27 protein-coding genes are annotated in these 24582 nt (G+C 40.8%); 4 read left to right on the top strand and 23 right to left on the bottom strand.

Features of this window, described 5'->3' with window-relative positions; all coding sequences use genetic code 11:
* Nucleotides 1-44 precede the first annotated feature (44 nt).
* From DXC01_RS12980 to DXC01_RS12990, 3 genes are all read right to left on the bottom strand, one after another.
* Nucleotides 45-1550 (bottom strand): S1C family serine protease, encoded by a 1506-nt coding sequence (locus tag DXC01_RS12980; protein ID WP_118699060.1) that lies wholly within the window; start codon nt 1548-1550, stop codon nt 45-47.
* A 192-nt stretch (nt 1551-1742) separates the two neighbouring features.
* Nucleotides 1743-2228: a GGDEF domain-containing protein gene (locus DXC01_RS12985; protein WP_118699061.1), complete on the bottom strand. Its 486-nt coding sequence runs from the start codon at nt 2226-2228 to the stop codon at nt 1743-1745.
* 45 nt (nt 2229-2273) lie between these two features.
* Nucleotides 2274-5510, bottom strand: a complete 3237-nt coding sequence (locus DXC01_RS12990; protein WP_118699062.1) for a YhgE/Pip domain-containing protein — start codon at nt 5508-5510, stop codon at nt 2274-2276.
* Between the two features lie 312 nt (nt 5511-5822).
* Between DXC01_RS12990 and DXC01_RS12995 the strand changes: the two genes are divergently transcribed.
* On the top strand, nt 5823-6410 hold the full coding sequence (locus DXC01_RS12995) for a TetR-like C-terminal domain-containing protein (protein WP_022213755.1): 588 nt from the start codon (nt 5823-5825) through the stop codon (nt 6408-6410).
* A 92-nt stretch (nt 6411-6502) separates the two neighbouring features.
* Here DXC01_RS12995 and DXC01_RS13000 read toward each other — a convergent pair whose 3' ends face one another.
* The 3 genes from DXC01_RS13000 to DXC01_RS13010 all read right to left on the bottom strand — a co-directional run bounded on the left by DXC01_RS13000 (nt 6503) and on the right by DXC01_RS13010 (nt 9224).
* Nucleotides 6503-7150, bottom strand: coding sequence for an L-rhamnose mutarotase (locus tag DXC01_RS13000; protein WP_118699063.1), 648 nt, complete (start codon nt 7148-7150; stop codon nt 6503-6505).
* 106 nt (nt 7151-7256) lie between these two features.
* Nucleotides 7257-7736, bottom strand: coding sequence for a DUF2284 domain-containing protein (locus DXC01_RS13005; RefSeq protein ID WP_227222563.1), 480 nt, complete (start codon nt 7734-7736; stop codon nt 7257-7259).
* Nucleotides 7737-8219: 483 nt separating this feature from the next.
* Complete coding sequence (locus tag DXC01_RS13010) at nt 8220-9224, bottom strand: DHH family phosphoesterase (protein WP_118699065.1); 1005 nt, start codon at nt 9222-9224, stop codon at nt 8220-8222.
* Between the two features lie 630 nt (nt 9225-9854).
* Between DXC01_RS13010 and DXC01_RS20670 the strand changes: the two genes are divergently transcribed.
* Nucleotides 9855-10208, top strand: coding sequence for a transposase (locus DXC01_RS20670; protein ID WP_227222561.1), 354 nt, complete (start codon nt 9855-9857; stop codon nt 10206-10208).
* Between the two features lie 282 nt (nt 10209-10490).
* Here the strand turns inward: DXC01_RS20670 and DXC01_RS13020 are convergent, their stop codons facing one another.
* Entirely contained in the window at nt 10491-11030 is a 540-nt protein-coding gene (locus DXC01_RS13020; protein WP_118252590.1) for a hypothetical protein, read from the bottom strand.
* 10 nt (nt 11031-11040) lie between these two features.
* Nucleotides 11041-11262: a hypothetical protein gene (locus DXC01_RS13025; RefSeq protein WP_022214261.1), complete on the bottom strand. Its 222-nt coding sequence runs from the start codon at nt 11260-11262 to the stop codon at nt 11041-11043.
* A 272-nt stretch (nt 11263-11534) separates the two neighbouring features.
* On the opposite strand from DXC01_RS13025, the gene DXC01_RS13030 reads away from it, so the two are divergent.
* On the top strand, nt 11535-12815 hold the full coding sequence (locus tag DXC01_RS13030) for an O-acetylhomoserine aminocarboxypropyltransferase/cysteine synthase family protein (protein WP_022214262.1): 1281 nt from the start codon (nt 11535-11537) through the stop codon (nt 12813-12815).
* Between the two features lie 125 nt (nt 12816-12940).
* Here the strand turns inward: DXC01_RS13030 and DXC01_RS13035 are convergent, their stop codons facing one another.
* The 15 genes from DXC01_RS13035 to DXC01_RS13115 form a co-directional block, all read right to left on the bottom strand.
* Nucleotides 12941-13324, bottom strand: coding sequence for a hypothetical protein (locus tag DXC01_RS13035; RefSeq protein WP_147399635.1), 384 nt, complete (start codon nt 13322-13324; stop codon nt 12941-12943).
* A gap of 61 nt (nt 13325-13385) precedes the next feature.
* The gene (locus DXC01_RS13040) at nt 13386-13988 is read right to left on the bottom strand and encodes a methyltransferase domain-containing protein (protein ID WP_118699067.1); all 603 of its coding nucleotides are present in this window, start codon (nt 13986-13988) and stop codon (nt 13386-13388) included.
* A 22-nt stretch (nt 13989-14010) separates the two neighbouring features.
* A complete protein-coding gene (locus DXC01_RS13045) occupies nt 14011-14421 on the bottom strand; it encodes a peptide deformylase (RefSeq protein WP_118699068.1) in 411 nt (136 codons plus the stop codon).
* A gap of 631 nt (nt 14422-15052) precedes the next feature.
* Entirely contained in the window at nt 15053-15499 is a 447-nt protein-coding gene (locus tag DXC01_RS13055; RefSeq protein ID WP_118699069.1) for a hypothetical protein, read from the bottom strand.
* Nucleotides 15500-15767: 268 nt separating this feature from the next.
* Nucleotides 15768-16961, bottom strand: coding sequence for a site-specific integrase (locus tag DXC01_RS13060; protein ID WP_055152828.1), 1194 nt, complete (start codon nt 16959-16961; stop codon nt 15768-15770).
* A gap of 79 nt (nt 16962-17040) precedes the next feature.
* Nucleotides 17041-17244, bottom strand: a complete 204-nt coding sequence (locus DXC01_RS13065) for an excisionase (protein WP_009905235.1) — start codon at nt 17242-17244, stop codon at nt 17041-17043.
* Between the two features lie 431 nt (nt 17245-17675).
* Nucleotides 17676-17936 carry a helix-turn-helix domain-containing protein gene (locus DXC01_RS13075; RefSeq protein WP_005933821.1) on the bottom strand — a complete coding sequence of 87 codons (261 nt, stop codon included), beginning with the start codon at nt 17934-17936 and terminating at the stop codon, nt 17676-17678.
* Nucleotides 17917-18357: an RNA polymerase sigma factor gene (locus DXC01_RS13080; RefSeq protein WP_021421424.1), complete on the bottom strand. Its 441-nt coding sequence runs from the start codon at nt 18355-18357 to the stop codon at nt 17917-17919. Before DXC01_RS13080 ends, DXC01_RS13075 begins: the two co-directional genes overlap by 20 nt.
* A 463-nt stretch (nt 18358-18820) precedes the next feature.
* Nucleotides 18821-19558: an ABC transporter permease gene (locus tag DXC01_RS13085; protein WP_005933814.1), complete on the bottom strand. Its 738-nt coding sequence runs from the start codon at nt 19556-19558 to the stop codon at nt 18821-18823.
* A gap of 8 nt (nt 19559-19566) precedes the next feature.
* Complete coding sequence (locus DXC01_RS13090) at nt 19567-20298, bottom strand: ABC transporter permease (protein WP_021421426.1); 732 nt, start codon at nt 20296-20298, stop codon at nt 19567-19569.
* Entirely contained in the window at nt 20291-21214 is a 924-nt protein-coding gene (locus DXC01_RS13095; protein ID WP_118659574.1) for an ABC transporter ATP-binding protein, read from the bottom strand. Before DXC01_RS13095 ends, DXC01_RS13090 begins: the two co-directional genes overlap by 8 nt.
* 15 nt (nt 21215-21229) lie before the next feature.
* On the bottom strand, nt 21230-21997 hold the full coding sequence (locus DXC01_RS13100; RefSeq protein WP_021421428.1) for an ABC transporter permease: 768 nt from the start codon (nt 21995-21997) through the stop codon (nt 21230-21232).
* A 105-nt stretch (nt 21998-22102) separates the two neighbouring features.
* Nucleotides 22103-23026, bottom strand: a complete 924-nt coding sequence (locus DXC01_RS13105) for a sensor histidine kinase (protein WP_005933807.1) — start codon at nt 23024-23026, stop codon at nt 22103-22105.
* 1 nt (nt 23027) lies between these two features.
* Nucleotides 23028-23726, bottom strand: coding sequence for a response regulator transcription factor (locus DXC01_RS13110; protein ID WP_005933804.1), 699 nt, complete (start codon nt 23724-23726; stop codon nt 23028-23030).
* Complete coding sequence (locus DXC01_RS13115) at nt 23719-23907, bottom strand: helix-turn-helix domain-containing protein (RefSeq protein ID WP_025578756.1); 189 nt, start codon at nt 23905-23907, stop codon at nt 23719-23721. Before DXC01_RS13115 ends, DXC01_RS13110 begins: the two co-directional genes overlap by 8 nt.
* 160 nt (nt 23908-24067) lie before the next feature.
* Here DXC01_RS13115 and DXC01_RS13120 point away from each other — a divergent pair, with 160 nt between their 5' ends.
* Nucleotides 24068-24421: a helix-turn-helix domain-containing protein gene (locus DXC01_RS13120; protein ID WP_005933802.1), complete on the top strand. Its 354-nt coding sequence runs from the start codon at nt 24068-24070 to the stop codon at nt 24419-24421.
* The last annotated feature ends 161 nt before the right edge of the window (nt 24422-24582 follow it).

The following is a 24582-nucleotide window of genomic DNA, read 5'->3' on the forward strand; positions in this document are numbered from 1 at the left end:
ATAATAATTAATCTATTACTGCCTGTTTTATGTCAACTTACGGTTTACCATACGTTGTAGTAACGTTCATAGGAAGTTCCATTTTCGAGGAAATCCTGAAGCAGACTGTCTGTACTGTCACCAAACTGTTCTTCATCCTGATCCTGGTTTCCATCACCCTGATCATCCGGTTTTCCCTGATCCTGATCGTCTTTGGACTCATCCTTGGAATCCTGGCTATCAGCATCCGGATTTTCTCCAAGAGTTACGGTAACTGTTTTTTCTTTATAGGAATCACCATTTGCAACTTCGATGGTAACGTCTACTTTTTCACCTGGCTCATAGTACTCCAGACGGCTTACCAGTTCATCAATGCTGCGTACTCTCTTACCATCGAATTCTGTGATGATAGATTTTGTCTTGATTCCAGCTTTGTCTGCTGCTCCGCCTTCTGTAACTTCAGAAACAAGAACACCTTCCGGAACTCCATAATACTGTGAAGCTTCCTCGCTTACAGACATACCTGTGATTCCAAGTACACCGTGATTATCAACTTTATCTCTTGGTGTTTCGTTCATCAGCTGCTCCAGAGTATCCGTAACATCCGAGATAGAAATTGCATATCCCATACCTTCAACCTCTGTAGATGCAAGTTTCGCAGAGTTGATTCCGACTACTTCACCATCCATATTCAGAAGTGCACCACCACTGTTACCAGGGTTAATTGCTGCATCAGTCTGAATCAGGTTTACTGCATCTGAATCTTCTGATTCTTCAGAACCATCAGAGTTCAGTTTACGGTTCTTTGCACTTACAATACCTGTTGTTACAGACTGTCCATATCCAAGAGCGTTACCAATGGCAACTACCTGCTCACCTACTTTAAGGTCATCAGAACTTCCCATGGTTGCTACCTGGATCTGATCCATTGTATCATCAGAAATATCAGACAGTGCTACAGAAACAACTGCAAGGTCTTTGTCCTCATCATAACCATTGACGGTTGCCTCATAAGTCTCGCCATCAATGCAGGTAACAGATACGGTATCTGCTCCGTCTACTACATGATAGTTTGTTGCGATCAGAAGGCTGTCATCATTCTTTCCGATGATGATACCTGAACCGCTTCCTTCAACTTCCTGCTGTGTTGTATATCCCTGGCTTCCACCGAATCCATAATATCCAAGATAATTCTGAACATCCTGAACAGATTTCGTTGTGATCGCTACTACGGATTTCATTCCTTCTGCTGCGATATCAGATACATCCAGGCTTCCTTTTGTCTTGCTGGAATCGCTTTCATCACTGCTGTCGGATTTATCCTTCTTGTCTGATTTTGTCTGAAGAAGAGTTGTATTTTCTTTGTTAGAAGAAGCAGCTTCTACACTGCTGCTGTTCCATCCAGTCAGTGCATTCACACCCTCAAAAGAACCTGCTGCAAGTCCGCCTGCCAGAACTGCGCATAATGCAATACCTGCTGCTTTCTTTACTTTCTTTCTCATTCTTTCTTTCGGATCGTTATTTCTATTTTCATTGTTATCATTCATTGATCTATTATTCATATCTGTCATCAAAATCCCCTCCTTGGAATCTCTGTTTACTTCTTTTCTTTTATGGTTAGAAGTATAGGGGGTATTTGTGTTGACTTTGTGGGAAAAATGTGACGAATCTGTTAATTCCCCCAATGTTCTCCATGAATAACAAAAATTCCCTGCTGCCGCTACAGGGCAGTACAGGGAATTCCTGTCAAAAATCCTATTACATCAGAAGATCTTGCATCCATGTCTTCCATGTTCTTTAATATAGTAAAGAGCTTTATCCGCATCTTTAAAGATATCATCCTCTGCATTATCCCGGTCAGAAAATGCAACACCGACACTTAAGGATACCGCCGGAACTCCATCCACTTCCTTGGAAAGTGTTTCATTCACAGCTTCGATCTTTTCCTCGATCGTATATTTGAGATCGCTGGTCATCTCAACCATGATGATTGCAAACTCATCTCCACCGATTCTGCATACATAGTCGATGCTACGGAAGGTTCTCTTGAGGAGGGTAGCTACTTTCTGAAGAATAGTATCTCCCATTGCATGACCATAGGTATCATTTACAGATTTAAAGGTATCAACATCTATAAGAATCAATGCGAACGGCCGCTCTCCTGTCTCATAGATATTGAGGATTCTTTCATAAGAACCACGGTTCAGAAGTTCTGTCAGTGCATCATGCTCTGCCTGATGACGGATCAGTTTCTGTGTTTCCTGATTCTCCTGATAATGATGTGACTTTCTATTTTATGCGACTCCTTTTTCTTCCAGCCAGTCAAGAAGAAGCATTTTGCCCTGTTTCTTCCTTCTCGCCATGTGATTGAACTGAAGGATTGTCAATATTGAGAAGATAATCGTAAGTCCGATCAGTACCACAACAGACTGATGGATGCTCTCACCGCCGCAGATCGTGCTTCGGAAAGCATTTACTGTGTATGTAAACGGCAGATAATAATGAATCTTTGCCACAAAATCTGGAGAAATCTCCACCGGATACGTTCCCGCTGAACCGGCAAGCTGTACTACCATGAAGATCAGCATCAGGAAACTTCCAACTTTACCAAATGTAATATTGAAGAAATACATGATCGATGTAAAGCATGCTCCCGTCAGTGCCGCAAACAGGATCGTCTTTGTCATTTCCACTGGTGTAAATCCATCAAATACATGAAGCAGAAGGATCAGAAGAACGCCCTGAAGGATTGCCACCGGATAAAGGACAGAGGCCTTGCTTGCCCACCATGCGAATCCGGATTTCAGTTTACCTTTGTATTCTGTCAGAGGATACATCAGACAGAATGCCAGGCAACCTACCCAAAGACCAACTGACATCATATACGGTGCCATTGCATGTCCATTGTTTTCTACCGTTGTGATCTTTGTCTCTTCGTCTGTGATCGGTGTTGCAAACATACTGATCGTATCATCACTTGCCTTTGTTTCTTTCACCTGCGCTGCCCCGTCGCCAAGGCTTGTTGCCAGTGTATCAGAACCATCTTCCAGTTTGGTCATTCCATCACCAAGTTCTTTGGAACCATCATAAAGCTGTGAGGATCCGTCCTGGATCTGGCCTGCGCCATCAGAGAGCTGTTCGGCTCCGCTGTTCAGTTTATTATTATTGGAAACCAGTTTGCTTGTTCCATCATGAAGTGTTTTGGTTCCGCTCGCAAGCTGTTCGGCTCCACTTGCAAGAGTTTTTGCACCTTCTGCAAGCTGTGAAGTTCCACCTGTAAGAGCACTGTTGTTTTCTGCCAGAGTAGAAACTCCGGAAGTGTATGTTTTCAGTCCCGCACTCAGCGTATTCACACCATCTGCAAGTGTTTTTCCACCATTTGTAAGTTGATTGATACCACCTGTAACGCTGCTTCCAGCCGCTTTGAGACTTGCCACACCGGATGTCAGTGTCTCGTCGTTTACTGTCAGTGTCTCAAACCCTGCATTTAATGCTTTAACTCCCGCTGCTGCTTTTGGAAAATCCTTCGTTCCGCTTTCCAGAGTGGAAAGTGCAGAAGCTACAGAAGTTGTTCCTGCATTTACTTTCTGTGATCCGGCACAAAGCTGATCCACCGCAGCTGATACTGCATTGATCGAATCAGAAGGAACTTCCGGCATAGAAGAAATGCCTTCTTCCATTTCGTTCGCGCCAGCCTGCATCTGTGATGCTCCGCTGCTCATTTCACCGGCTTTGCTTCCAAGTGTATCTGCTCCACTGCTCAAACCGGAAGCTGCCTGCTCCAGCTGCGATGCTGTACTGTTTAACGTACTCTGTGCTCCTGCGATCTGTTCTGCTGCAGAAGCTGCGATCTGCTGTGCCTGACCAGTATACGCATCTGCATCAATACCAGATACTCCGCTCACTCCTGCATCTGCTCCGGCAAGGGAACCGATCACTGCACTGAGACTTTCGGCGGAGATCATTCCATTTTCATCTGCCTGTCCCTGGATTGCCTGAAGTACTGCAGAAGCATTTGTAATCACTGCATTTGCTGCTTCTGTCTGCTGGTTGGCTGCACTGATCTGTCCATTCGCTGCTTCAATCTGTGCATTTGCATCCTGGGCACACTGCTGTACCACCCCTGCCATGCTGTCTGCAGCCTTTGATACCGGCGCGGAAACACCCTGGAGCTGAGAAGCAGCCTGTGAGATTCCACTGCTGGCAGTACGGATCGTATCCGCTGCAGAGTTCATGCCCGCTGCGGCCTGATTCATTCCTGCTGCCGCTGAATCCATTCCCTGACTTGCGGTTTCCATTCCTGTCTTTGCTTTGTTCAGACCTGCGGCAAGTTCTTTCATTGAGTCTGCCGTTGCACTGTCTGAAAGACTATGTAACTGTTCGGATAACTGTCCCAGCCCACTTTCAAGCTGCTGTGTTCCACTCTTGAGAGAACTGTTTCCCTCAGAAACGGCTGTATTCAGCTGTGCAATCCCACTGGATACCTGTCCGATATTTTCCAGTGCAGAAAGCTGCTGCGCTCCGGCTGCAAGCTGTTCTGCTCCGGCAACATACTGTGTCACGCCATCAGCAAGTGTATTTGCACCGCTTACATACTGTGTAGTACCACTTTTCAGAGTATTCAGTCCTGTTTTCAGGCTCTGTGCCCCTTTGCTCAGACTATTTGCTCCAGAAGTAAGCTGTGCAGAGTTCGCATCCAGTTTTGCAACTCCATCTGTATAACTCTTAACCCCTTCATCAAGACTGTTTACACCACTTGTCAGTGTAGGAAGTTTTGCTGTCAGAGTTCCAACACCCTCATCAAGCTGGGAAGCACCTCTGTCAACCTGAGAAACGCCATCTATATATTCCTTCAGGCCTTCTGTCAGAGTTTCTGCACCACTCTTGAACGTCAGTGTGCTGTCAGCAAGTTTCTTAAGATTTTTGATGATCGTCTTATTTCCATCAGAAGCAGTTTTGAGTCCGTCTTTTAATTCCTCAGAACCATCCGCTGCCTCCTGCATTCCATCTCCAACCGTTGCAATCTGGTCAAAAACCGTCTGTGTATAAGTTTCAGTCACCTTGGAAGCAACTGCCTCACGGATCTTGGACAGAGCGCTCTCGCTCATCTTGGACGCGATATAGTTGGTTCCCGGATTTGTCTCATACTTCAGTTCCATTTTTTTCGGATTGTCGTCCATCAATGTAGAAGCATCTTTGGAGAAATCCTCCGGAATGGTGATTACCATATAATAAGTACCATTCTTTAATCCCTGCTCTGCTTCCTCACTGTCTACAAAATGAAAATCCAGTGCATCATTGTCCTTTAGCTCATCCACCATATCTGAGCCTACACTCAGCGTTTTGCCATCGTATTCTACGGATTTGTCATTATTGACCACTGCCACCGGAAGCTGATCCAGATTTCCATATGGATCCCACATGGATTTCAGAAACAAGCCGGCATAGATCACTGGAATAATAATGATCGCCATGACTACGATGATCAAAATCTTGTTGTTCCATAAACTTTTCCACTCGTTTTTGATCATTTATATGTTCCTTTCCTGTAATGTAAATATAATTGTAACATGCTGATTTAAACGAACTCTCTCCATCAAATAAATATTATCTTAACAATAGACAATATTCTATTAATGGTTTTAGTTTCTATTAATCAACATTATGTTGCTTTTCTTGGCAAGGTGTATTATACTAAACACGAAAAGCAGATACAACCAACAAAAAAAATATCGTCATGTATATTAATAGACATATTTTTAATTAATGTCTATCACATGTCAAAAATTGACATTTTATCTAAAAGATGACGATTTTTTACCAAAAGATTAGGGGGATTTAACATGGCCGGAAAAGTTGACCGGAGAGTACGCAAAACCAAAGCACAGCTCAGAGAAGGGCTTGCACGCCTGATGCTTCAGAAAAGTATTAAGGAAATTACAGTAAAAGAACTTGTTGACGAAGTTGACATCAACCGTTCCACTTTTTATCTTCATTATACTGATATTTATCAGATGCTGCAGCAGATCGAGGAAGATGCTCTGGAAGAAATCACTCAGGTAATGCAAAATTACACGATCGATTCCAATAATACAGAAGGTGCTTTTTACTTCATCGTGCAGTTTTTCAATATTCTGGACAGCAATAAGGAACTCTGTCTTGCTCTCCTTGGACCGCATGGAGATATGGCATTCGTAGAACGGATTGAAAAGCTGATCGCAGGAACTTTCTTAAGCCAGCTTCCTGAAAAATTTCCAGAGGATGACCCAAATCTCAAATACGCTTATGCCTTTATCCTGAACGGATGTGTCGGCCTGATCCGCACATGGCTCACAGAACCAGAGCAGAAATCTGCGGAGCACATGGCAGAGCTTACCTACAAAATGATCGAAAGCACTACCCAGGGATATCTGGAAATGCTCAAAAAATAATTTTTATTCTAATGTCAGAAGCCCCGGCTGCCGCATTCATCCATGCAGTAACCAGGGCTTCCTTTTATACTTTATTTTATTCTCTGTTCTGATCAGTTATGCCATGCCAGACGTTTTACATCTGCATGAACATCACCTGTCATCCAGTCTACATCATTCGTGATCCAGTCCATGATTCCAAGCTGACGCATTTCCCATTCAACAGTCTGCTCTCTCTCTTCAACCGTTTCTTCTACTTCCATGGTAGTATCGATCTCATCATAACCAAAAATATAACCACCGGCACTCCAGATGCTGAAGTTGCTGTCCGGACCCGGATCAACAGTATCACCTCTCTGTTCGATCAGACCGTCATGGCGTCTCTTGTATTCTTCTTCACAGCCATCTTTGAGTTTAGTCATAAACATTCTGTGACGGATCAGTTCTTTGTTTTCTCTTACAACACCAAAGTTATGATACATCAGCCGCATATCTTTTCCCGGTGTGGAGATCCAGTCAAAAGTATCCTGGATTTTCGCGGTAATGGCATCTTTCGCTGCATTCTCCTCTGCGCTTAAAGCTGCTCCATCCTCGTTCTCATAATAACCAAAGATCAGATCCTCTGCATTCCAGATACTGAAATTCTTTACCTTATTACGATCAAGAAATGCTGTCAGTTTCGGCCAGATCTCTCCAAGTTTTTTGCGGTAGTCATTCATCCTGCCTTCTTTTACTTTCATTGCAAATGCATGTCTTTCCATGGTAAAAACCCTCCTGTCATTTGTGCTTTTCAGACATTGCTGTCTGCATCTGCAAGCTTTTATTTTCTGATACTGATTCTATCACATCTGTATTTACAATACAATTTTATTCATGAAAGAGGATCTGGGAAAAATAGCGCACCATTCCGTCATCTGTCCAGCAAAGCATTCCCGCCGCATCTGCCATTTTCTGTGCGTCCACACAGTATGCCGACATACAGGAATTATGTTTATACGGACCGGCACTCATGATCAGCAGATCTGTCTTTCCGTCTGCTTTCATCTTCTCTGCGAGTTCTTCTGTCATTTTATTCTGCAGCAGTTTTGCTTTTTTGTATTCCGCCGGATCGTGCAGATCCTCCTGCATTGTCTGCAGCACCAGTGTTTTTTCATAACTTAATGCACGCTGTTTCATCTCTTCCACGCTTCCACTTTCGGGTGGACAGGCTGGATTTACATTATAACAGCCGCATAAATTTTCTTCACAAAATGTCCGGTATTCCGGCACAAAGACAAGCTCTTTCGTATCCATGACAGCCGCCCCGGAAAATCCCAGAAGAATAGCTTCCTGCATAAGATCCATCATAAAATCTCCCTTCTGTTATTATCGTAATTTCTCACTTTTTCTTATTATTTAAAGTAATTATACCCAATATCTGTCATAGGTCAACTATATCCCACATAAAATATATCAAATAAGCTATTCAGATAAAGTAAGCTCTTGAGTCTGTGCATTATTTTGTATTTCGTTTTATTTCTCGTCTTTTATGTGTGCATTATATCGCACTTCTTTTCTCGTCTTTCTTTTTTATATATAATTTTTTATATTACATCCCATTTATCGTACATATAAGTTTTTATAATACTATTTATAGTACTTTATTGTCGAATTTTCAAAAAATCCTCAGTTATTTTTTTCACTATAATCATGTGCAAAGTTTTTCTTTCACTCTTTTGATATCTTTGGTATTTTCAGCTTAAACCGTCATTTATGAGAGCAAAAAAGCCGGTGCCTATCGCAGCAGCAATAAGCACCGGCTCGTTTCATTTCTTATACTATTTTTCACATTTATTCTCTCAAATCCTTGATCCGTTCAAAAATAGCTTCCCTTAGTTTTTCCACATCATCCGTTGTCTTTTTCAGTCCCGCGGCAGCGGCATGTCCTCCACCGCCAAAAGGAGTCAGCAATTCATTGACGTCAATCCATTCACCATCAGATCTGAAAGAACATCTCCATTTATTCTCAGCTTCCTCATACATGGTAAAGCTCAGCTCTATATCCTCGCAATCCCGAAGAATTTCTGCAATTGGATGGATATCTTCATAACGGATTTCTTTTTCTTTGCTCTCTTTCTGATCTACACAAACATACGCTACTTTGCCATCCAGTACACAAAACGCCTTATTTAATAAAAGAGCTTTCTTCTGTAAGCTTTCCAGCGTATCATTATGCATCGTTTTCATAATATCACTGTGTTTTACGCCAATTCCCTGCAATGTCATTACCGCATACAGAGTACTTTCCTTTGCCCTGGCAAGACCTCCTGTATCCTGTATGATTCCCAGGTAGATATAATCAGCAGCTGTTGGATGAAGTTCTAAAGTTGTCGCTTTTTCTAGACTATTTTTGTCCAGTATATAAAAAACATTCTCTGCACAGGCTTCTGAAACTTTCGTATAATTAATGTTTCCATATCCTTCATTAGATGCATGGTGATCAATAACCATTGATGCCGTAGCAGCTTCATAGTATTCTCTTCCTGCCATACGCACGATCACTGCATTATCGCACACAATAACTGCAAACTTTTTTCCTTCTACGTTCGGTTTTTCAAATGGATTAAATACTTTATCTGTCTTTATGATCTTATTAGGGCCTTTATCTATTGTATCCGCCAGATATGGAAGCACTTCATACTGAGGATAGTTTACCTTTATGTAATGTGCTAATCCCATGACAGATCCTGCCGCATCCCCATCCGGATTTATATGTCCCAGTAATACAACTGTATCCAGTTTATTACTGGTCATCATGTTTTCGAATTCTTTGTCAAAATCAAATTCTTTTGGCATATTTCTCCTCCTCTTCTTTTCGGTAAAAAATAAAATCTAAGACACAAGTACTACTGTATCTCAGATTTTATCTTTAGTACTATAAATGAGCAAGTTCGTGATTTTGCATAAAAGAAAGACACCTTAAATCTGATTATGTTGTATAATGAAAGTGACGAAACAAACATTTGCAACATTCACAAGAAAGAAGGTGCCTCTCGCAAATACTATATACATCATTCGTCATTCATATACAACCAGTTTAAAAAATTAAATTTATGCAAATTCTATTCGAACAGGGTCATAAATCATCTTATGAGTATCCTGAGCAGCATTTTTATCTCAGGATACCATGGAAAAACCACGAATTTTGCTAAAAACAGCTCCTGCCACAGAACTACGATCGCTCATTTCCTTAATTCCGGGAAATGAAATGATCCATTACTTTCAGATGCATTAAAACAAGCTGTTATTGAGATTATTTATTCAGAAGCTGCACGTACCGGAAATCCTGTTTTCTACATTGTGGATGACACGATAGTTTCAAAGACTAAGCCTTTGTCACGGGCATTACATCCAATTGAAGATGCGTACTTTCATCAGTCCCATTTAAAGAAAAAACAGGATTAGGGACATCAGGCAGTTGCTGTCATGCTTTCCTGCAATGGCATTGTACAGAACATTGCAAAGGAACTGTCTGTTCCACCAGTAATGTCTTATTTCCTTTGTGACTGCTGGTATGTTTCAGAAAAAATAATCAATGCCTTTGTGCAGAAAGGGTTCCATACCATTGGTGCTTTGAAAACAAACTGTCTGCTGTATCCATCAGGAATGAAAAAGAAACTCAGCGAACTGGCTGCCGAATTGTCCGTTACACATAATGGATTTGACCTTGCGACAGTCAAAAAGCGAAAATATTATGTGTACCGATGGTCAATTGAAATATTTTTCCGCCAGTGTAAGGATAAAATGGCACTGGACGGCTATCAGCTGCGTTCTGCATAGGGGATCAAAAGGTATTGGCTGCTTATGTCACTGGCACATTTCATGTGTATAGCAGGAACTGGTGAGTTCTGCTCTTTCGAGACCGGATATCACAAGATCTGTGGCATTGTTCAGTTGGAAAAGTATCGATATCTTTTCCAATGTGCAAAGGAAAGCGATGATTTTGACTCATTTATAAAATTAGCAGGGTAGTTTTGTGCAATTTTTCAAATTTACTCATTTATAGTTTAGTATAAGTATATGAGTTACTGTTTACTGTGATTTAATTTTATCACAGCCACTTCAATGTTTCACGTGAAACATTTTAAAAATTTCAAGATATTCTTCTTCCACTACTTTAAACGGCCGCACCGTATAATCCAGATCTATGTGCAGTTTCGGCTTTTCTGTCTCCTGTTTTTCATCCAAAAGTGTTTCCAGATCGTACCACAATAGATCATCATCTATTATTTTGATCTGTGTTTCTTCCTCTGGTGTAAGTGGTGTTCCGAGGAATTTACCGTATATCACTTTCAGTAAATCGTCCTCTATTTTTCTATATGCGGACATCTCCTGCTTTAAAGGTCTTGGCACATCTGACATATAACATTCACTGGCATCGTGTAAAAGGCACGCCAGCACCAGACGTTTCGACAATCCTCTTGCATTTGCTTCTTTTGCACAGCAGATACAATGTTCTCCTACTGACCAGAATGTAGTGACATGTCCATTCCCCCGGCAGATCATAGGCAAAGCATGGGCAATATCCTCGATACAGATCAGATCGGGATCAGGATTTACAGGGTCAAAATGCCGCCTTGTATACGTTGTTATATAGCTCATCTATATTTATTTACCTTTCCTCCAGCAAAATGTCATTTAAGGCATCATACGCGTCTTCTAAGGCATCCAGAGCTTCTGTCATAGTATCCAGTTTTTTCTCTTCTGCGCCTTCATTTTCATATTGCTCAATCATATTTGCAAGAGATGCCTTCAATGTATTGAGGTTATTTGTAAGTTGCAAAAGACGTTTATCTTTGTTTTCCGATGAACCAATTTTTACGATTTTTGCCATAATCATCCTCCTTGTCCAGTTATTATTTGCGTATACTCTCACTGTAGCTGCACTTATTATAGCATATATTTATTCGTTTTTCCCGACAAATGTGCAAGCATCCCTTATACTTTGCCGGCAGCTTTTCACAGGCACCATTCACAACCAAGTTACTACGGACAATTACATATCATACATTTCATACTTATCAAGTATGTATTTTACCTTTACATCTATGCAAAAAGGGTATAACATAAAAGATACTATATACAATGTAAAGGCAGGGAAAATTTATGGACTATTCTATCAACACCAAATGTGTTCAGGCTGGTTATACACCTGGAAATGGAGAACCACGGCAAATTCCTATTTACCAGTCAACCACCTACAAATATGATACCAGTGAAGACATGGGGAAACTTTTTGATCTTGAAGCAGAAGGCTATTTTTACTCAAGACTTCAGAATCCCACAAACGATTATGTTGCAGCCAAGATTGCAGCTCTCGAAGGCGGTACCGCCGGAATGCTGACTTCTTCCGGACAGGCAGCAAACTTCTTTGCGATCTTTAATATCTGTGAAGCAGGAAGTCACGTTGTTTCTTCCTCTTCCATTTATGGTGGAACCTATAATCTGCTTGCCGTCACAATGAAAAAAATGGGTGTAGATGTGACTTTTGTCGATCCGGACTGCACTAAGGAAGAACTGAATGCAGCTTTCAAAGAAAATACAAAAGCAGTTTTCGGAGAATCTATTGCAAACCCGGCGCTTACGGTTCTGGATATTGAAAAATTCGCCAAAGCTGCTCATGCTCATGGTGTACCGCTTATCGTAGATAATACTTTCCCAACACCGGTAAATTTACGTCCGATCGAATGGGGTGCTGATATCGTAACTCATTCTACAACCAAATATATGGATGGTCATGGAGCCGCACTTGGCGGCGCGATCATTGATGCCGGTAAATTTGACTGGATGGCTCACGCTGACAAATTCCCTGGACTCTGTACTCCAGATGAATCTTATCACGGAATTACATACGCCGAGAAATTTGGCAAAGAAGGCGCATTCATCACTAAATGTACTTCCCAGCTGATGCGTGATCTCGGCTGTGCTCAGTCACCACAGAGCGCCTTCATTCTGAATCTTGGTCTGGAATCTCTTCATGTCCGTATGCCACGTCATGTCGAAAACGGACAGGCTGTTGCAGAATTCCTTGAAAAGCATGACAAAGTAGAGTTTGTAAATTATCCCACTCTTCCATCCAATAAATATTACGAGATCGCAAAAAAATATCTTCCAAACGGAGGATGCGGTGTTGTTTCCTTCGAATTAAAAGGCGGTCGTGCTGCCGCAGAAAAATTCATGAAGAATCTGAAACTTGCAGCAATCGAAACTCACGTTGCAGATGCAAGAACATGCTGTCTGAATCCTGCTACTTCCACTCACAGACAGATGAACGACGAGCAGCTTGCCGCTGCGGGAATTCCAGCTGGACTGATCCGTATTTCCTGTGGTCTTGAGGACAAAAACGATCTGATCGCAGATATTGCCCAGGCACTCGAAGCAATTTAAATGTTTCACGTAAAACATTTATTTTCTTAAATAAAAAGATGGAACTGTTATCATTTGAATTATCATTCTGATACAGTTCCATCTTTTGTTTCTGTTTATAGATTTTTTAGTTGATTCCAGAAAAATTATTCCTGTTCGTCCTCATCCATTTCCCAATGCAGCATGTGAAGTATTTCCTGCAATTTATCCAATGTCTTCTCATGCCAGATCACGAGGATTGCAGCTACTGCAGCTGCGAAAGATATTCTGCAGACAGCTTTACGGATTCGCATTTTGCGTCTGGCATCTTTCATTCCAGCCTCATACAGAAGGTATCCCATTCTGTCCTGCTTGGATTCCATACATGCGGTGTAATCGTCCACAACCTTGCGATCCTTCTCTGACAGTTCCATCTCATTCAGCTTCTGTTCCAGTCCCAACAGCTCATCTGTGTCCTGTCTGACCCATTCATCTTTTCGATAGATTCTGTCTTCTGCCCGCCATCTCAGTTTTTCAAGTTTTTTACTCATTTCCATTCACGCTCCTTTTTTCATTTATTATATCATAAACAGCCCTTGATCTTATATATTTTTACGACATTTCAAAAATCACGATTCTCTCCCTTGGGTCCTGTCCCGGAAATAGATCGTTACAGGAAATTTCATCCACAAACATCAATTCATCTATCGTCATCAAATACGATATATATTCATCTGACGGATAGTAAAAAAACAATTGAATCGCTCTGGGATTCTGATAATAAGATTCAAGGATCCTGGCCATTACTTTCTCCAGAATTTCCACGGAAAACGGATTAAAGAAATACATACGGTCTGCATTCTCCGGAACCGCAAAGATTTCCGCATTCGCCAGTTCCATAGAAGTTCTGCCGCCTGAAACAGCTTTATCTTTATTTTCTACGGCCTTTTGATAAATACGTTCGTCGTATTCTATCCCTATCGATCTGCAGCGGGTCTGATATGAGAGGAAAAAATCTACCCGTCCCTTCCCACATCCATAATCAAGCAGTGTATTATTTTTCCTGATATATCCTGTATTTGCCAGACGTTCCAGTACAGAATACGGTGTTGGCTCATACGGATATCTGTACTGATCTGAATTAGAATCGTCTCTTCCCATCGTCTGAATATGCAGAAGTTTATCCCATCTTATTTCGTTTTTATCCTGTTTCATATTGCTTATATACTTCCTCTTATCAGATAATGATTCCCTCCAGATGATCCAGCTCGTGCTGGCAGATCTGTGCCGTCCAGCCACTGAGTTTCTGTCTCTGCTTCTTCCAGTTCATATCCAGGTATTCCACTTCTATATTCTCATAGCGCGTAGTTTTACGTACTCCCGTAAGTGACAGGCAGCCTTCCTCTGTCTCATATGGGGTATCTTTTTTGATCAGAACCGGGTTAAACATAACCACATCTACAAATCCCATATTTACAATGATCACACGCTTATTCACACCGATCATATTCGCAGCCATCCCCACACACGCTTCCCTGTTCGCCCGAAGCGTGTCCTGCAGATCTATCCCTACCTGTATATCCTCGCGCGTAGCCGTCTCCGCCTTCCGTCTCAGAAAAAATATATCTTTTACGATTGGTTTGATCATATGTCATCTTCCACCTTTGTCTGTATTTATTATGATCATTATAGCAGATTTTCCTCTCAAGCATGACAGAAATATAAAAAAGCGAAATTACCTCAAACTCTACATTCAAAGTAATCTCGCTTCAAGATAAACGTCCCGTGCGGGAATCGAACCCACATCAGACGCTTAGGAGCAAGGCACTCGGCATCTTCCTCCGGGACTATTTATGTTTTATACTGTCTTTGAAAACCCCTGATTTACGGGCTTTCTTAGCTCTCGTGGGCACTTCGCTGTCAGCTTTTATATCGTCCTTGAAAGCTCCCGTTTCAGGCATAAATGTTGGCATTTTGTTGGCATGAGCTAATAAAGTTCTCAGTACCGGATTGCCAGTCACTGTGTAGATGGCGCTCAAATCCTGCGCCAATCAATCTATCGGCTACCGACTCCGTACTTTCGCGGAATTGGTAACTCTATTAAATTTTCATCTGTTATAAATGGTCTACTTCTACATTATGCCTCAAAACTGAGGTGTTGTGTATATAAATTTTACGTCAATGGAATACTATTTGGTCTATAACGCTGATGCCTTGCTATTTCGTAAGCGCTCAGCAGACAACTTGCATAAGTACTGAGTTGGTAGGAAAGTTGGCACCTATTTGTTTATAACTTCTATAGGCAATTGTTCTTTTATCTTATCAACTACCCAATCTTGCAAATAGTAACTATTCAGTATGTTCTTAGAATACTTCTCAACGCCATCCGCAGTCAACGTAATCAAAATCTCTGTAAAAAACTTTTCCCAACTTTCATATTTTTCACATTCGACATATTCAGGAATATTATCTAAAATCTGAATTAATTTTTCGGACTTAAGAATACCAGATTTCAAAATCAAATATTCAAATGATTCTGGAAGCCATAATGAAATTCTTCGTTCTGTTTGTATCTGAAATGAACTTATGCAAGTTTCAATTAAAGAGCCAAAAGCAGCCCCATCAGCTATTACCAATGTATCTCTTAATCCCAGTTCTTTTACACATTTAATGAGATTCCCATTTCCATTAGAACTGGTAACATTACTATTCTTAAATGCGTGCATCCAGAACTGATATCCTGAATTACTATCCTCTGTAACAACATTCTGAATTTTGTTATTTTCTATAATAGGATAATTGCTATATATTTCTTTGAAATCACAAAGTAATTTTTGATTATCTTTTCAAAAGTTCTTATATGCCGGTATAGCCTATTGTTACAGGCTTTTCCGGCATTTTTTGTTATGGAAGATACTCTCAAATCTTCTTATATCCCCGTATGTTTTGATGTTCAAAAGTAGTATGTGGAGTAGTAAATTCTCCGTTTACTACTTATGCAATTAGCCGCTTCATTTCTGTTATCGACGTTTCGGAAGTCGTATGCGCGTAATAGTTCAGCGTCATATTGATGTTGGAATGTCCCATGATGTACTGCAATGCTTTGGGGTTCATTCCCGCATTTGCTAACGTGGTGCAGAATGTGTGGCGTAAGGTGTGCGGTGTCATTACTTTTGGCAATGCTACCTTTTGCGTTTTGTTGTATTTCCTCACAAGTCCTCGGAACATACTTTCATAGTTGACCGCCACTTTTGGCAAGCCGTTCCGGTTAAGGAACAGAAATTTTGTGTAGCCCTCTAAAATAATAGGCTGTGCATATTTCCGTTTGTTCAGCACCCGCTGAAATGCTTCCAACACTTTTTCACTCATAGGAATAACCCGGTTGCCGCTTTTCGTCTTAGGTGTTTCCACATAGTAGCCCACGTCTGCAATTTTCAAAAGTTGGTGGTCTACATTGATAAGCTGTTTGTCTAAGTCAATGTCAGCTTCCGTCAGTCCGCAGAGTTCCGAAATGCGAAGCCCTGTCCCTAACAGTATGATAATCTCGTCGTAGTATTTCTGATAGACTTTATCATGCTGCACAAAGGACAGAAAAGCCGCTTCCTGCGTAGGGGATAGAGGTTCCTTTGGTTCCGTATCATCTTCAAGGACGGTGTTCAACTGGAAGTCAAATGGATTTTTACGAATACAATCGTCCTGTATGGCTGTGTAAAAGGCAGCCTTTAAGGAACGCTTGTGGTTGTTAATAGTCTTGAAGCCGTAACCTTTTTCTTTCATGCGTAACGCCCATTCCTTTGCGTCGGAGAGCTTCACATTTTCAATCCGACAGGCTCCAAGTTTATCCTCCTGCAAAATCCGCATGAGCTGTTTTCGCCCCTGCTTTGTACCATGCCGCACATTTGCCCGGTGGCGTATCTGCTTTGCGTAGAGTTGGCAGACCGTCATTTTCTTTCCGATATGGTCGATACCGTCGTCAAGGTCTTTTTGGATTTCTTTCTCTTTTTCCCTCAACGCTATATCGTCGCGCTTTCCTGCCGGGGTTTTGTCCGTAGGCACTAACTTCCAAGAATAAACAAACTGCGGTTTCCCAAAGGTATCTATATATTTGTAGGCATATCTTCCGTCTTTTCTCTGGCTCTCTCCGGTTCGGAGAATACGATTTTTATTATCCCGTCTTTTTTCCGACATCGTTATGCTCCTTTCCATAATGGAAAGAGCCTTGATATGCTTGACTACATTGTACCACATTCAAGGCTCGATTTCACTATCAGATTGCGTCCACCGTATCAATCATTTTTTCAAACTGCTTACGCTTAATCTGAATACGGTTTCCGTTCATCATTACCCAGTCCGGGACGGGATTTTCTTCTGCCAGTTTCCGCAGCTTGCTTTCTCCGATACGGAAATATTTTGCTGCTTCTTCTATGGTAAGCGTGTACTTTTCCCAAATCGGCACGTCGTTATTGTTCAATTTGTCGTCCCCCTTTCTTAACGGGTCAAAAATCAATCTGTGACATAGGCTTTAATCGGACGGCTATTAGCGTAACCTCATGGGAGTTGCACCCCTCCGGCGGTCTGCCGAAGCCCTACCCATTGCCTGCGACGCTTCTAACGCTCGGACTATGGCTGTAAGGAAGTATCATTATATATTCTGTGCGTTATCGCCCGCAGGGTGCTATCCCTACTTTACGGTGTGGTATTTCTCGCTCGCTTTTCGGTTAAGAAAAAGGTCATGGCGTACCCACCGCATGGCTCGGCACAAAAGGAACGTATCCGATTTGCCTTATGCTGCGTCGCCGTTCTCTTGCGTCGCTTTCTTTGTCAAGGTTCAAAATGGCTGTGCTGCCGCGTCAGCAGCGGAACGGAAAAGGGGGAGTAAAGACGTTCCACCGCCGATTGCGGTTATTTTTCTGTTCTAAAATTGAGGACAGCCATCATCAGTTTGGCTTGCAGCCGTTCCCGAATGTCGTTGTCTATACCAAAATAAACATTTCCACGCTCGTCATATAACTTTCGCATGGATAAACGGGCTATATAACCGCTGAAATGCTGCAAGACCATTTTCATAGCGTCCGGGTCGCCCTTTGTCGCTGCCACAATGACAGGATAAGGAACAAGGGCATTTTCAGGGTAGCCGGGTTGATTACCATTCGTCCCATTCATCAGCATTTTCCTCCAAATATTTTCTTAATTGTTCAAAAGAGCTTGTCCGTCTGTACTGTATTGTACTTCTCGGTGTATTGAGCAACTCTGCAATTTCTGTATCGCTCATTCCCTCGAAATAATACAGCAATATGGCTTTGCGCTTTTCTTCCGGCAAAGTACGGATTGCTTCAAGAAGCAACTTCGGCGTGATTTTCTTTCCGGCTTTTTCAAAGACGGTTTCAGCAGTTTCCCGTTTGAAATATTCATCAAAGGTATGTAGCTGTCGCGCTTCATCTAAGGTCATGTCGGAAAAGGTTACTTCCTTTGCCTTATGTGTACGAAGCTCTCTATGAGCGTCGCACGCTTCATTGTGCAATACCGCATTGCAATACTTCTGAAAAGAACATTGCTTATAAAACTCCCTGCTATTAGGTTCCACATTCTCACCTCCTTTCTCGTTGAAAGTTGGTGGTGCTTCCCCCTTTTCGCGGGGTAATACGGAGCTTTGAAAAAATGCCAAATATTTTCGGAAATTTTTTCAAAAATTTTTTTAAGCATACAAAATGCGCCCGTCCGCAAAAAAACGCGGACAGGCGCATAGGAATAATAAAAAGTATTTAGATGATTTAATAGTTCATATCTAAGGGTAGGAATATCCCCGGTGGCGGTCGGGCTTTTTTTGATAAATCAAAGAATGTAAGAATTTGTTGTTGTGGTTTATAACTCATGGCGGCTACCTCCTAAAGCCGCCATGTCTACATGGTTAAGGGTCGTCGTACAGACAAAAAGAAACGGCGGCTCTGAAAATCAAAGCCGCCGAAATAGAATAGGCGCGTGAAAATATGGCTGCTCTGCGACGGCTTTTTTTCTTTGCCGTCGTCCGGCAGATGTTGGTTGTATCATTACTTATTTTTGATTGTTTTTTTAGATATTAAAATCAAGACAGAAAACAATCCACAAAAGAACAAACTCATAAGGCTAATAATGATTTCTCCAAAGGTGGCAGAATAATAGCCGGAAATATTGAATGTAGCAGTAATAGGATAGCAAGCCGAAAGAACATCGGATATACTTGTGAATAATCCTGCAAAAGAATAAATTACTGTAAAAATCAAAGCAAGCCAATAGCCTTTCTTTATTCTTGATACAACCGCAATAACAGGTGCAATAGCAAAGAAAATCCCAATGCCGTCAAGTAAATAGATTTTGAAAAAACTTAAAATCATTTTGATAGACAAGCCCCTAAAATGTAAAATAACTTCAACTAAAAATGTAATGCCGAAAAGCAGCAAATAAAAGAGTACGCTAAATGCAAAAGTAATAAGTAATTTTGCAATCGTCATTTTAGCTTCACTTATAGGAATTAAACGTAATGATTTAATAGTATCTTCTTGTTCCTCACGACAAATCATATAGCTCCCCAAAAGTGCAATAACCGCAGGAAGAACAAAAAAAGTTGCTAAAGACTGTGCTGCGTTCATAAACCACCCTGCGTCATCTATATAGCGTTTTTCCCCAAAAGAAAACTGCCCTTGAGTAAAAACAATAATTGCAACCATAATAACTGCGAATATGGCGACCAACACAATTTTTGAACGTCGGAGTTTTTGATGTTCTGCCCAAATCAATTCTTTCATCATTCAATCACTCACTTTCTATGCTTTAAGGAAATGTACGCAAATACGATAGAAACAATAGTCCATATACCGATACAAAAAAGTGCAGCCGGAATATTGACTTCCTGTGCCAAAATAACACCGGGAATATCTCGCATGATAATTGCTGTTGCACTGGATAGAGGGTGTAGGTACATATTAACCATAAGCAAAATAAAGCTAAGAAAGGTGTAAACCAGTGTCACACATACAGGGAGTATATAGTTCTTCCCGGCAGCTGCAACCGCTAAAAGTGGTAATATGGAAAATGCGGTAAGTATGGCGATTTCAATACATTTCTTAAATAGATAACTGATACTATTCCATTCAAAGGTTATATAACCGGGAAGCATACCGAAAAATACAGACGCTATGGCTGTAAGCAACATAAAACAAACGGAATAAGACAGTACAACAATAAATTTGCTAAAAAAATATCCTGTCTTGCTAATCGGTATAATCCACAACTGTTTGAGCATATCGTTTTGATTTTCGTCATACATGAGCATAGTAGAAACCAAACCCAATACAACAGGAAGTATAATCCAAGCTGTATAGCTGAATGTAGTCCACTTATAAAATTGTAATGGTTCAATAACTGTTTTATCAGCACTTCTGAAATAAAAAACTGCAAGAAGTGGCATGAAAAGAGCGGATAACAGCATTAACACAATAAATTTTTTTCGACGCAGTTTAAGAAACTCTGCCTGTATCAGCCTAAGCAATTCCTTCTCCTCCTGTGATTTTTTTGAAATAGTCCTCTAATGTATCATTGCATAGCTGAGAACTGATAACAGCTATATCCTGTACCACAAGAGCTTTATTGACAGCAGCCATATCCAACGAAGTGTCATAAATCCGCAGGGTGTGTTCGTCCTGTACGGAATATTCGGTAACCCCAAACTGCCTTTCCAAAACAAGAGAAGTTTTCGGTATATCAGAAACTTGCAGAAGTATATACTTACTGTTTTTCTTTTGTAGCTCATTCATGCTGTTTTCTTCCAGTAGTACACCATGGTCAATAATGCCGATGTCATCAGCCAGTAGTGCAATTTCGGACAGAATATGACTGGAAATAAGAATTGTTTTTCCGCGCTCGATACTTAAAGTCTTAATAAAGTCCCTTACTTCTGCAATGCCTATCGGGTCAAGACCGTTTGTGGGTTCATCTAAGATTAGCAGTTCAGGGTCATGTAAAATAGCATTTGCTATTCCAAGACGCTGCTTCATTCCAAGAGAATACTTGCTAAACAATTTTTTGTCCCGATAAGGCAGACCGACAATCTCCAAGGCGTTTTTTACTGCATTTGGCGCAGCAGTACCGCGCAGTTTTGCAAATATCTCCAAGTTTTCCGTACCTGTTAAATTCGGATAAAAGCCGGGTGTTTCAATAATAGCACCAATCCGGGGATATACTCTTTTTTCCCTCCCTTTGATATTTTGACCGAATACGTCTACTTCGCCGGAAGTAATATCGGTCAACCCAAAAATCATTTTCATAATTGTGGTTTTACCCGCCCCATTACGCCCCAACAGCCCATATATCTGTCCTTGTTTCACATGGATATTAACAGAATTGACTACCGTTTGCTCTCCATAAGTTTTTGTCAGTTGTTTTGTTTCAATTACATATTTATTCATCATATATCCTCACTTTCAATAGGTCTGTTTCCGCAATGCAAGTACGGAAACAATGGCTGAAATACTTCCAATTACCAAAAGAGAAATTAAACAGATATTCGGAGATATAGTTATTTCTATTCCTCCCGCCCATTTCTTAACCATTTCTGCTGCGTCAGATGAAATATAGGGATAAATTCCCATAACACTCGCCAGTGGGTGCAGTCCCATAATCCCCGACGGAATAAGCACGACAGGCACAAGATAAAGTAATGCAGCCCCAATCGGTAGAACATATCCCTTTGCCAATGTTGCTAAAAAAATAACGGGGAGCATTGCAAGTGGAACTAACACGCCACCGGCTAAAAATAATAATCCCGCCTGTAAAATTGTTTCCGTATTCAAATCTGTAAAGCCGCCTGCAAGAAAGCCGCCAAGAATACAGATTGCAAAAGTAAGCAGACATAGTGCTAATGACATAAAAATTACCACTGCTATCTTTGAAAAATAAAGTTGCGTTTTGGAAATCGGAATAATCAGAAGTCCTTTTAAGGTATCATTTTTCTGTTCATCAAAGAACAATGTGGTTGCAAACATACTCAACACAATAGGCAGAAACAAACTTGTAAGGTTCTTAAATGCCAATGTGTATAAATCACTAAAACTATTCATTAGTGAGCTACTTCTTGATATACTGAAAGCACGTTCAACTGCGAATATTCCTAAAATTGCAGTTAGAATAAAGATACCTAAGACTGTCTTATTGCGTTTCCATTTCAGCATTTCAGTAGAAATGATAGTCATTGTCTTTTCCTCCTTTCTACCTCCCATTATATAGTATCAACCTTGCCATAACCTTGCCGAAACCTTGCTTTTTTCTTGTTTTATAGCAGGAAAGCCCCGCATTATTTACAGGGCTTTGGGAAGCAATATAGTAAATACAGTCCCTTTATCAGAGCTGTTTTCAGCGGTAATGGTTCCTTTGTGAACACTGATAAGCTCTTTAGCAATCGCCAGTCCTAAACCATTTCCCTTTGCAGACCGCGACTGGTCGCACTGGTACATTCTTTCAAAAATATGTGGCAGCTTATCGGGAGCTATTCCTTTTCCATTATCTGAAATTATAATTTTAGCTTGTTGTATATCTTCACAAATATGCAGTGCCATTTTATCTCCCGCACTATGGATAATAATATTTTGAAAAAGATTGTTAAGTACGCGGGTATATGCGTTTACATCTATGTGAATAAAATACTCTGTTTCGGGTATGACAAACTCATATTCAAAATGATTGCTTTCTAAGACGGGAATCCAATCCGCTATAATGTTGCGGGATAACTCGTTAAGGTCAAATTTTTCAAAATGAAAAATCTGCTCTCCGGAATCCAGTTTTACCCATTCAAACAAATTTTCCACAAAGGATTTCATATAGTGGGCTTTTTCATGTGCGACATGGATATATTCGTCCTTTTCCTCTCCAATAACAATTTTGTTTTCAACCGCTTCCAGATAACCTACAAGAGAAGCAAGCGGGGTCTTTACATCATGTGAAAGACTTGTCATCAGCCGTTTATATGCCTGTTCAGATTGTCTTTGCCGTATAAGCTGCGCCTGACTGTTTACTGCTATTTTGTTAATGTCATAGCAAATTGTTTTTGTCATATCGTTTTCGCCTGCTAAAATACGTCGGTTCAAATTCCCGCCCTTTATATCCTCTAAGGCGTCTTTTATCAGCGCAAGCTGTGTCCGCACACGCCGTAAGACAAAAAGGAGATACATAATAATAAGCAGCATAAGGGCTATCACTATGAAAAGATAAACATTTATATCCATGTTACGCCTCCTTGTTAAAACGGTAGCCGACACCCCGGACAGTTAAAATGTAAAAGGGGTGGTCGGGGTCTGGCTCAATCTTTTTCCTTAATTTGCTAATAAAAGACATAATATTGCTATCATCAAAAGCGTATTCTTCCTCCCATACCTGTGAATAAATTTGTTTTTTGGTAAATACTCGTCCTTTGTTGGAAGCAAGAAAGAGAAGTAAATCAAATTCTTTTCCTGTAAGCAAAACGGGAATATCTTTGACCGTAACTGTACGATTTAATTTGTCAATTACCATATCTTTCAACGATATGCTGTCTATGTCTGCCGTAAAGGGGTTTAAGGTGGTATATCGCCGGATAAGGGAATTGACACGCGCCAAAAGCTCGTTAATACCAAATGGCTTTGTCAAGTAGTCGTCTGCTCCCAGTCGCAGACCGAAAACCTTATCTTCTTCGCTGCTTTTTGCAGTAAGCATAAGCACCGGGATATTGCTTGTATCTCTAATTTTTTGGAGAATCTGAAACCCGTCTATATCCGGCAGCATTACGTCCAAAATAATAAGGGAATAGCTATCTTTATTTTCATCAATTAGACGAACCCCCTCAATACCGTTATATACAGTTACGGCTGATAATTTTTCCTGCTCTATGCACTTTTTCATAAGAGCGCAAAGCTCTTTATCATCATCTATAATCAAAACTTTATTCATGGTGCAGCTCCTTTCCTCGTTTTGTTCTCCCGTCAATCGGTTTTTCAGCGTCCTTTGGTATCAGCCACATATATCCAAGTTTTGAAACACCCGGTATGCGGTTTTCTCTGCAAAGTACCTGTACCCGCCTTTCAGAAATTCCCCATTTCTTCGCTGCTTCGGGGCAAGACATATATTCCATAACACCCAAGTCCTTTCTACAAATCATATCAGTATAATTATAGTCGGACATACGAATAATAGCAAGTATATAAATATGAATTATTATGGCTAATTAGTGGAACTGTATAGACATATCCAAGAAGAAAGGGGAACAGTAAAATGTAACTGGGTGAATAAATATGGCAAAAAGACCAGTAGAAAAATATGACTTCAAAGCCTTTGGAGAAGCGATAAAAGCTGCGCGGACAGGACGCAAGGAAAGCCGCAAACAGGTAAGTGATGAAATGTATATTTCCCCTCGCTACCTTGCGAATATTGAGAATAAAGGACAGCACCCCAGTCTGCAAATCTTTTTTGAGCTTATGCTCCGTTACAATATATCCGTAGACCAGTTTCTTTTAGATACGCCCGTCGGAAAAGATACAAAGCGGCGGCAGCTCGACGCTCTGCTTGATGATATGAGCGATAACGGCATACGGATTGTAACAGCAACCGCAAAGGAAATTTCAGAAGTCGAAAAAGAGGACAAATAGAAACGTCCGGCAAAATTGAATATGGATTTTCGGAAGCGTTGTAATCTTTTTTGAGATTGCAGCGTTTTTCTTTTGCATAAGTTCGGCAAAATGGTTTTTTCTCCGTAGAGGGAAATAAGGACATAAAAGATAAAAAACTTTCTTAGCAAGCATAGGAAAAG

Origin of the sequence: Blautia sp. OM07-19, assembly GCF_003481595.1 — a bacterium.
Classification (GTDB): Bacteria; Bacillota; Clostridia; order Lachnospirales; family Lachnospiraceae; genus Blautia_A; species Blautia_A intestinihominis.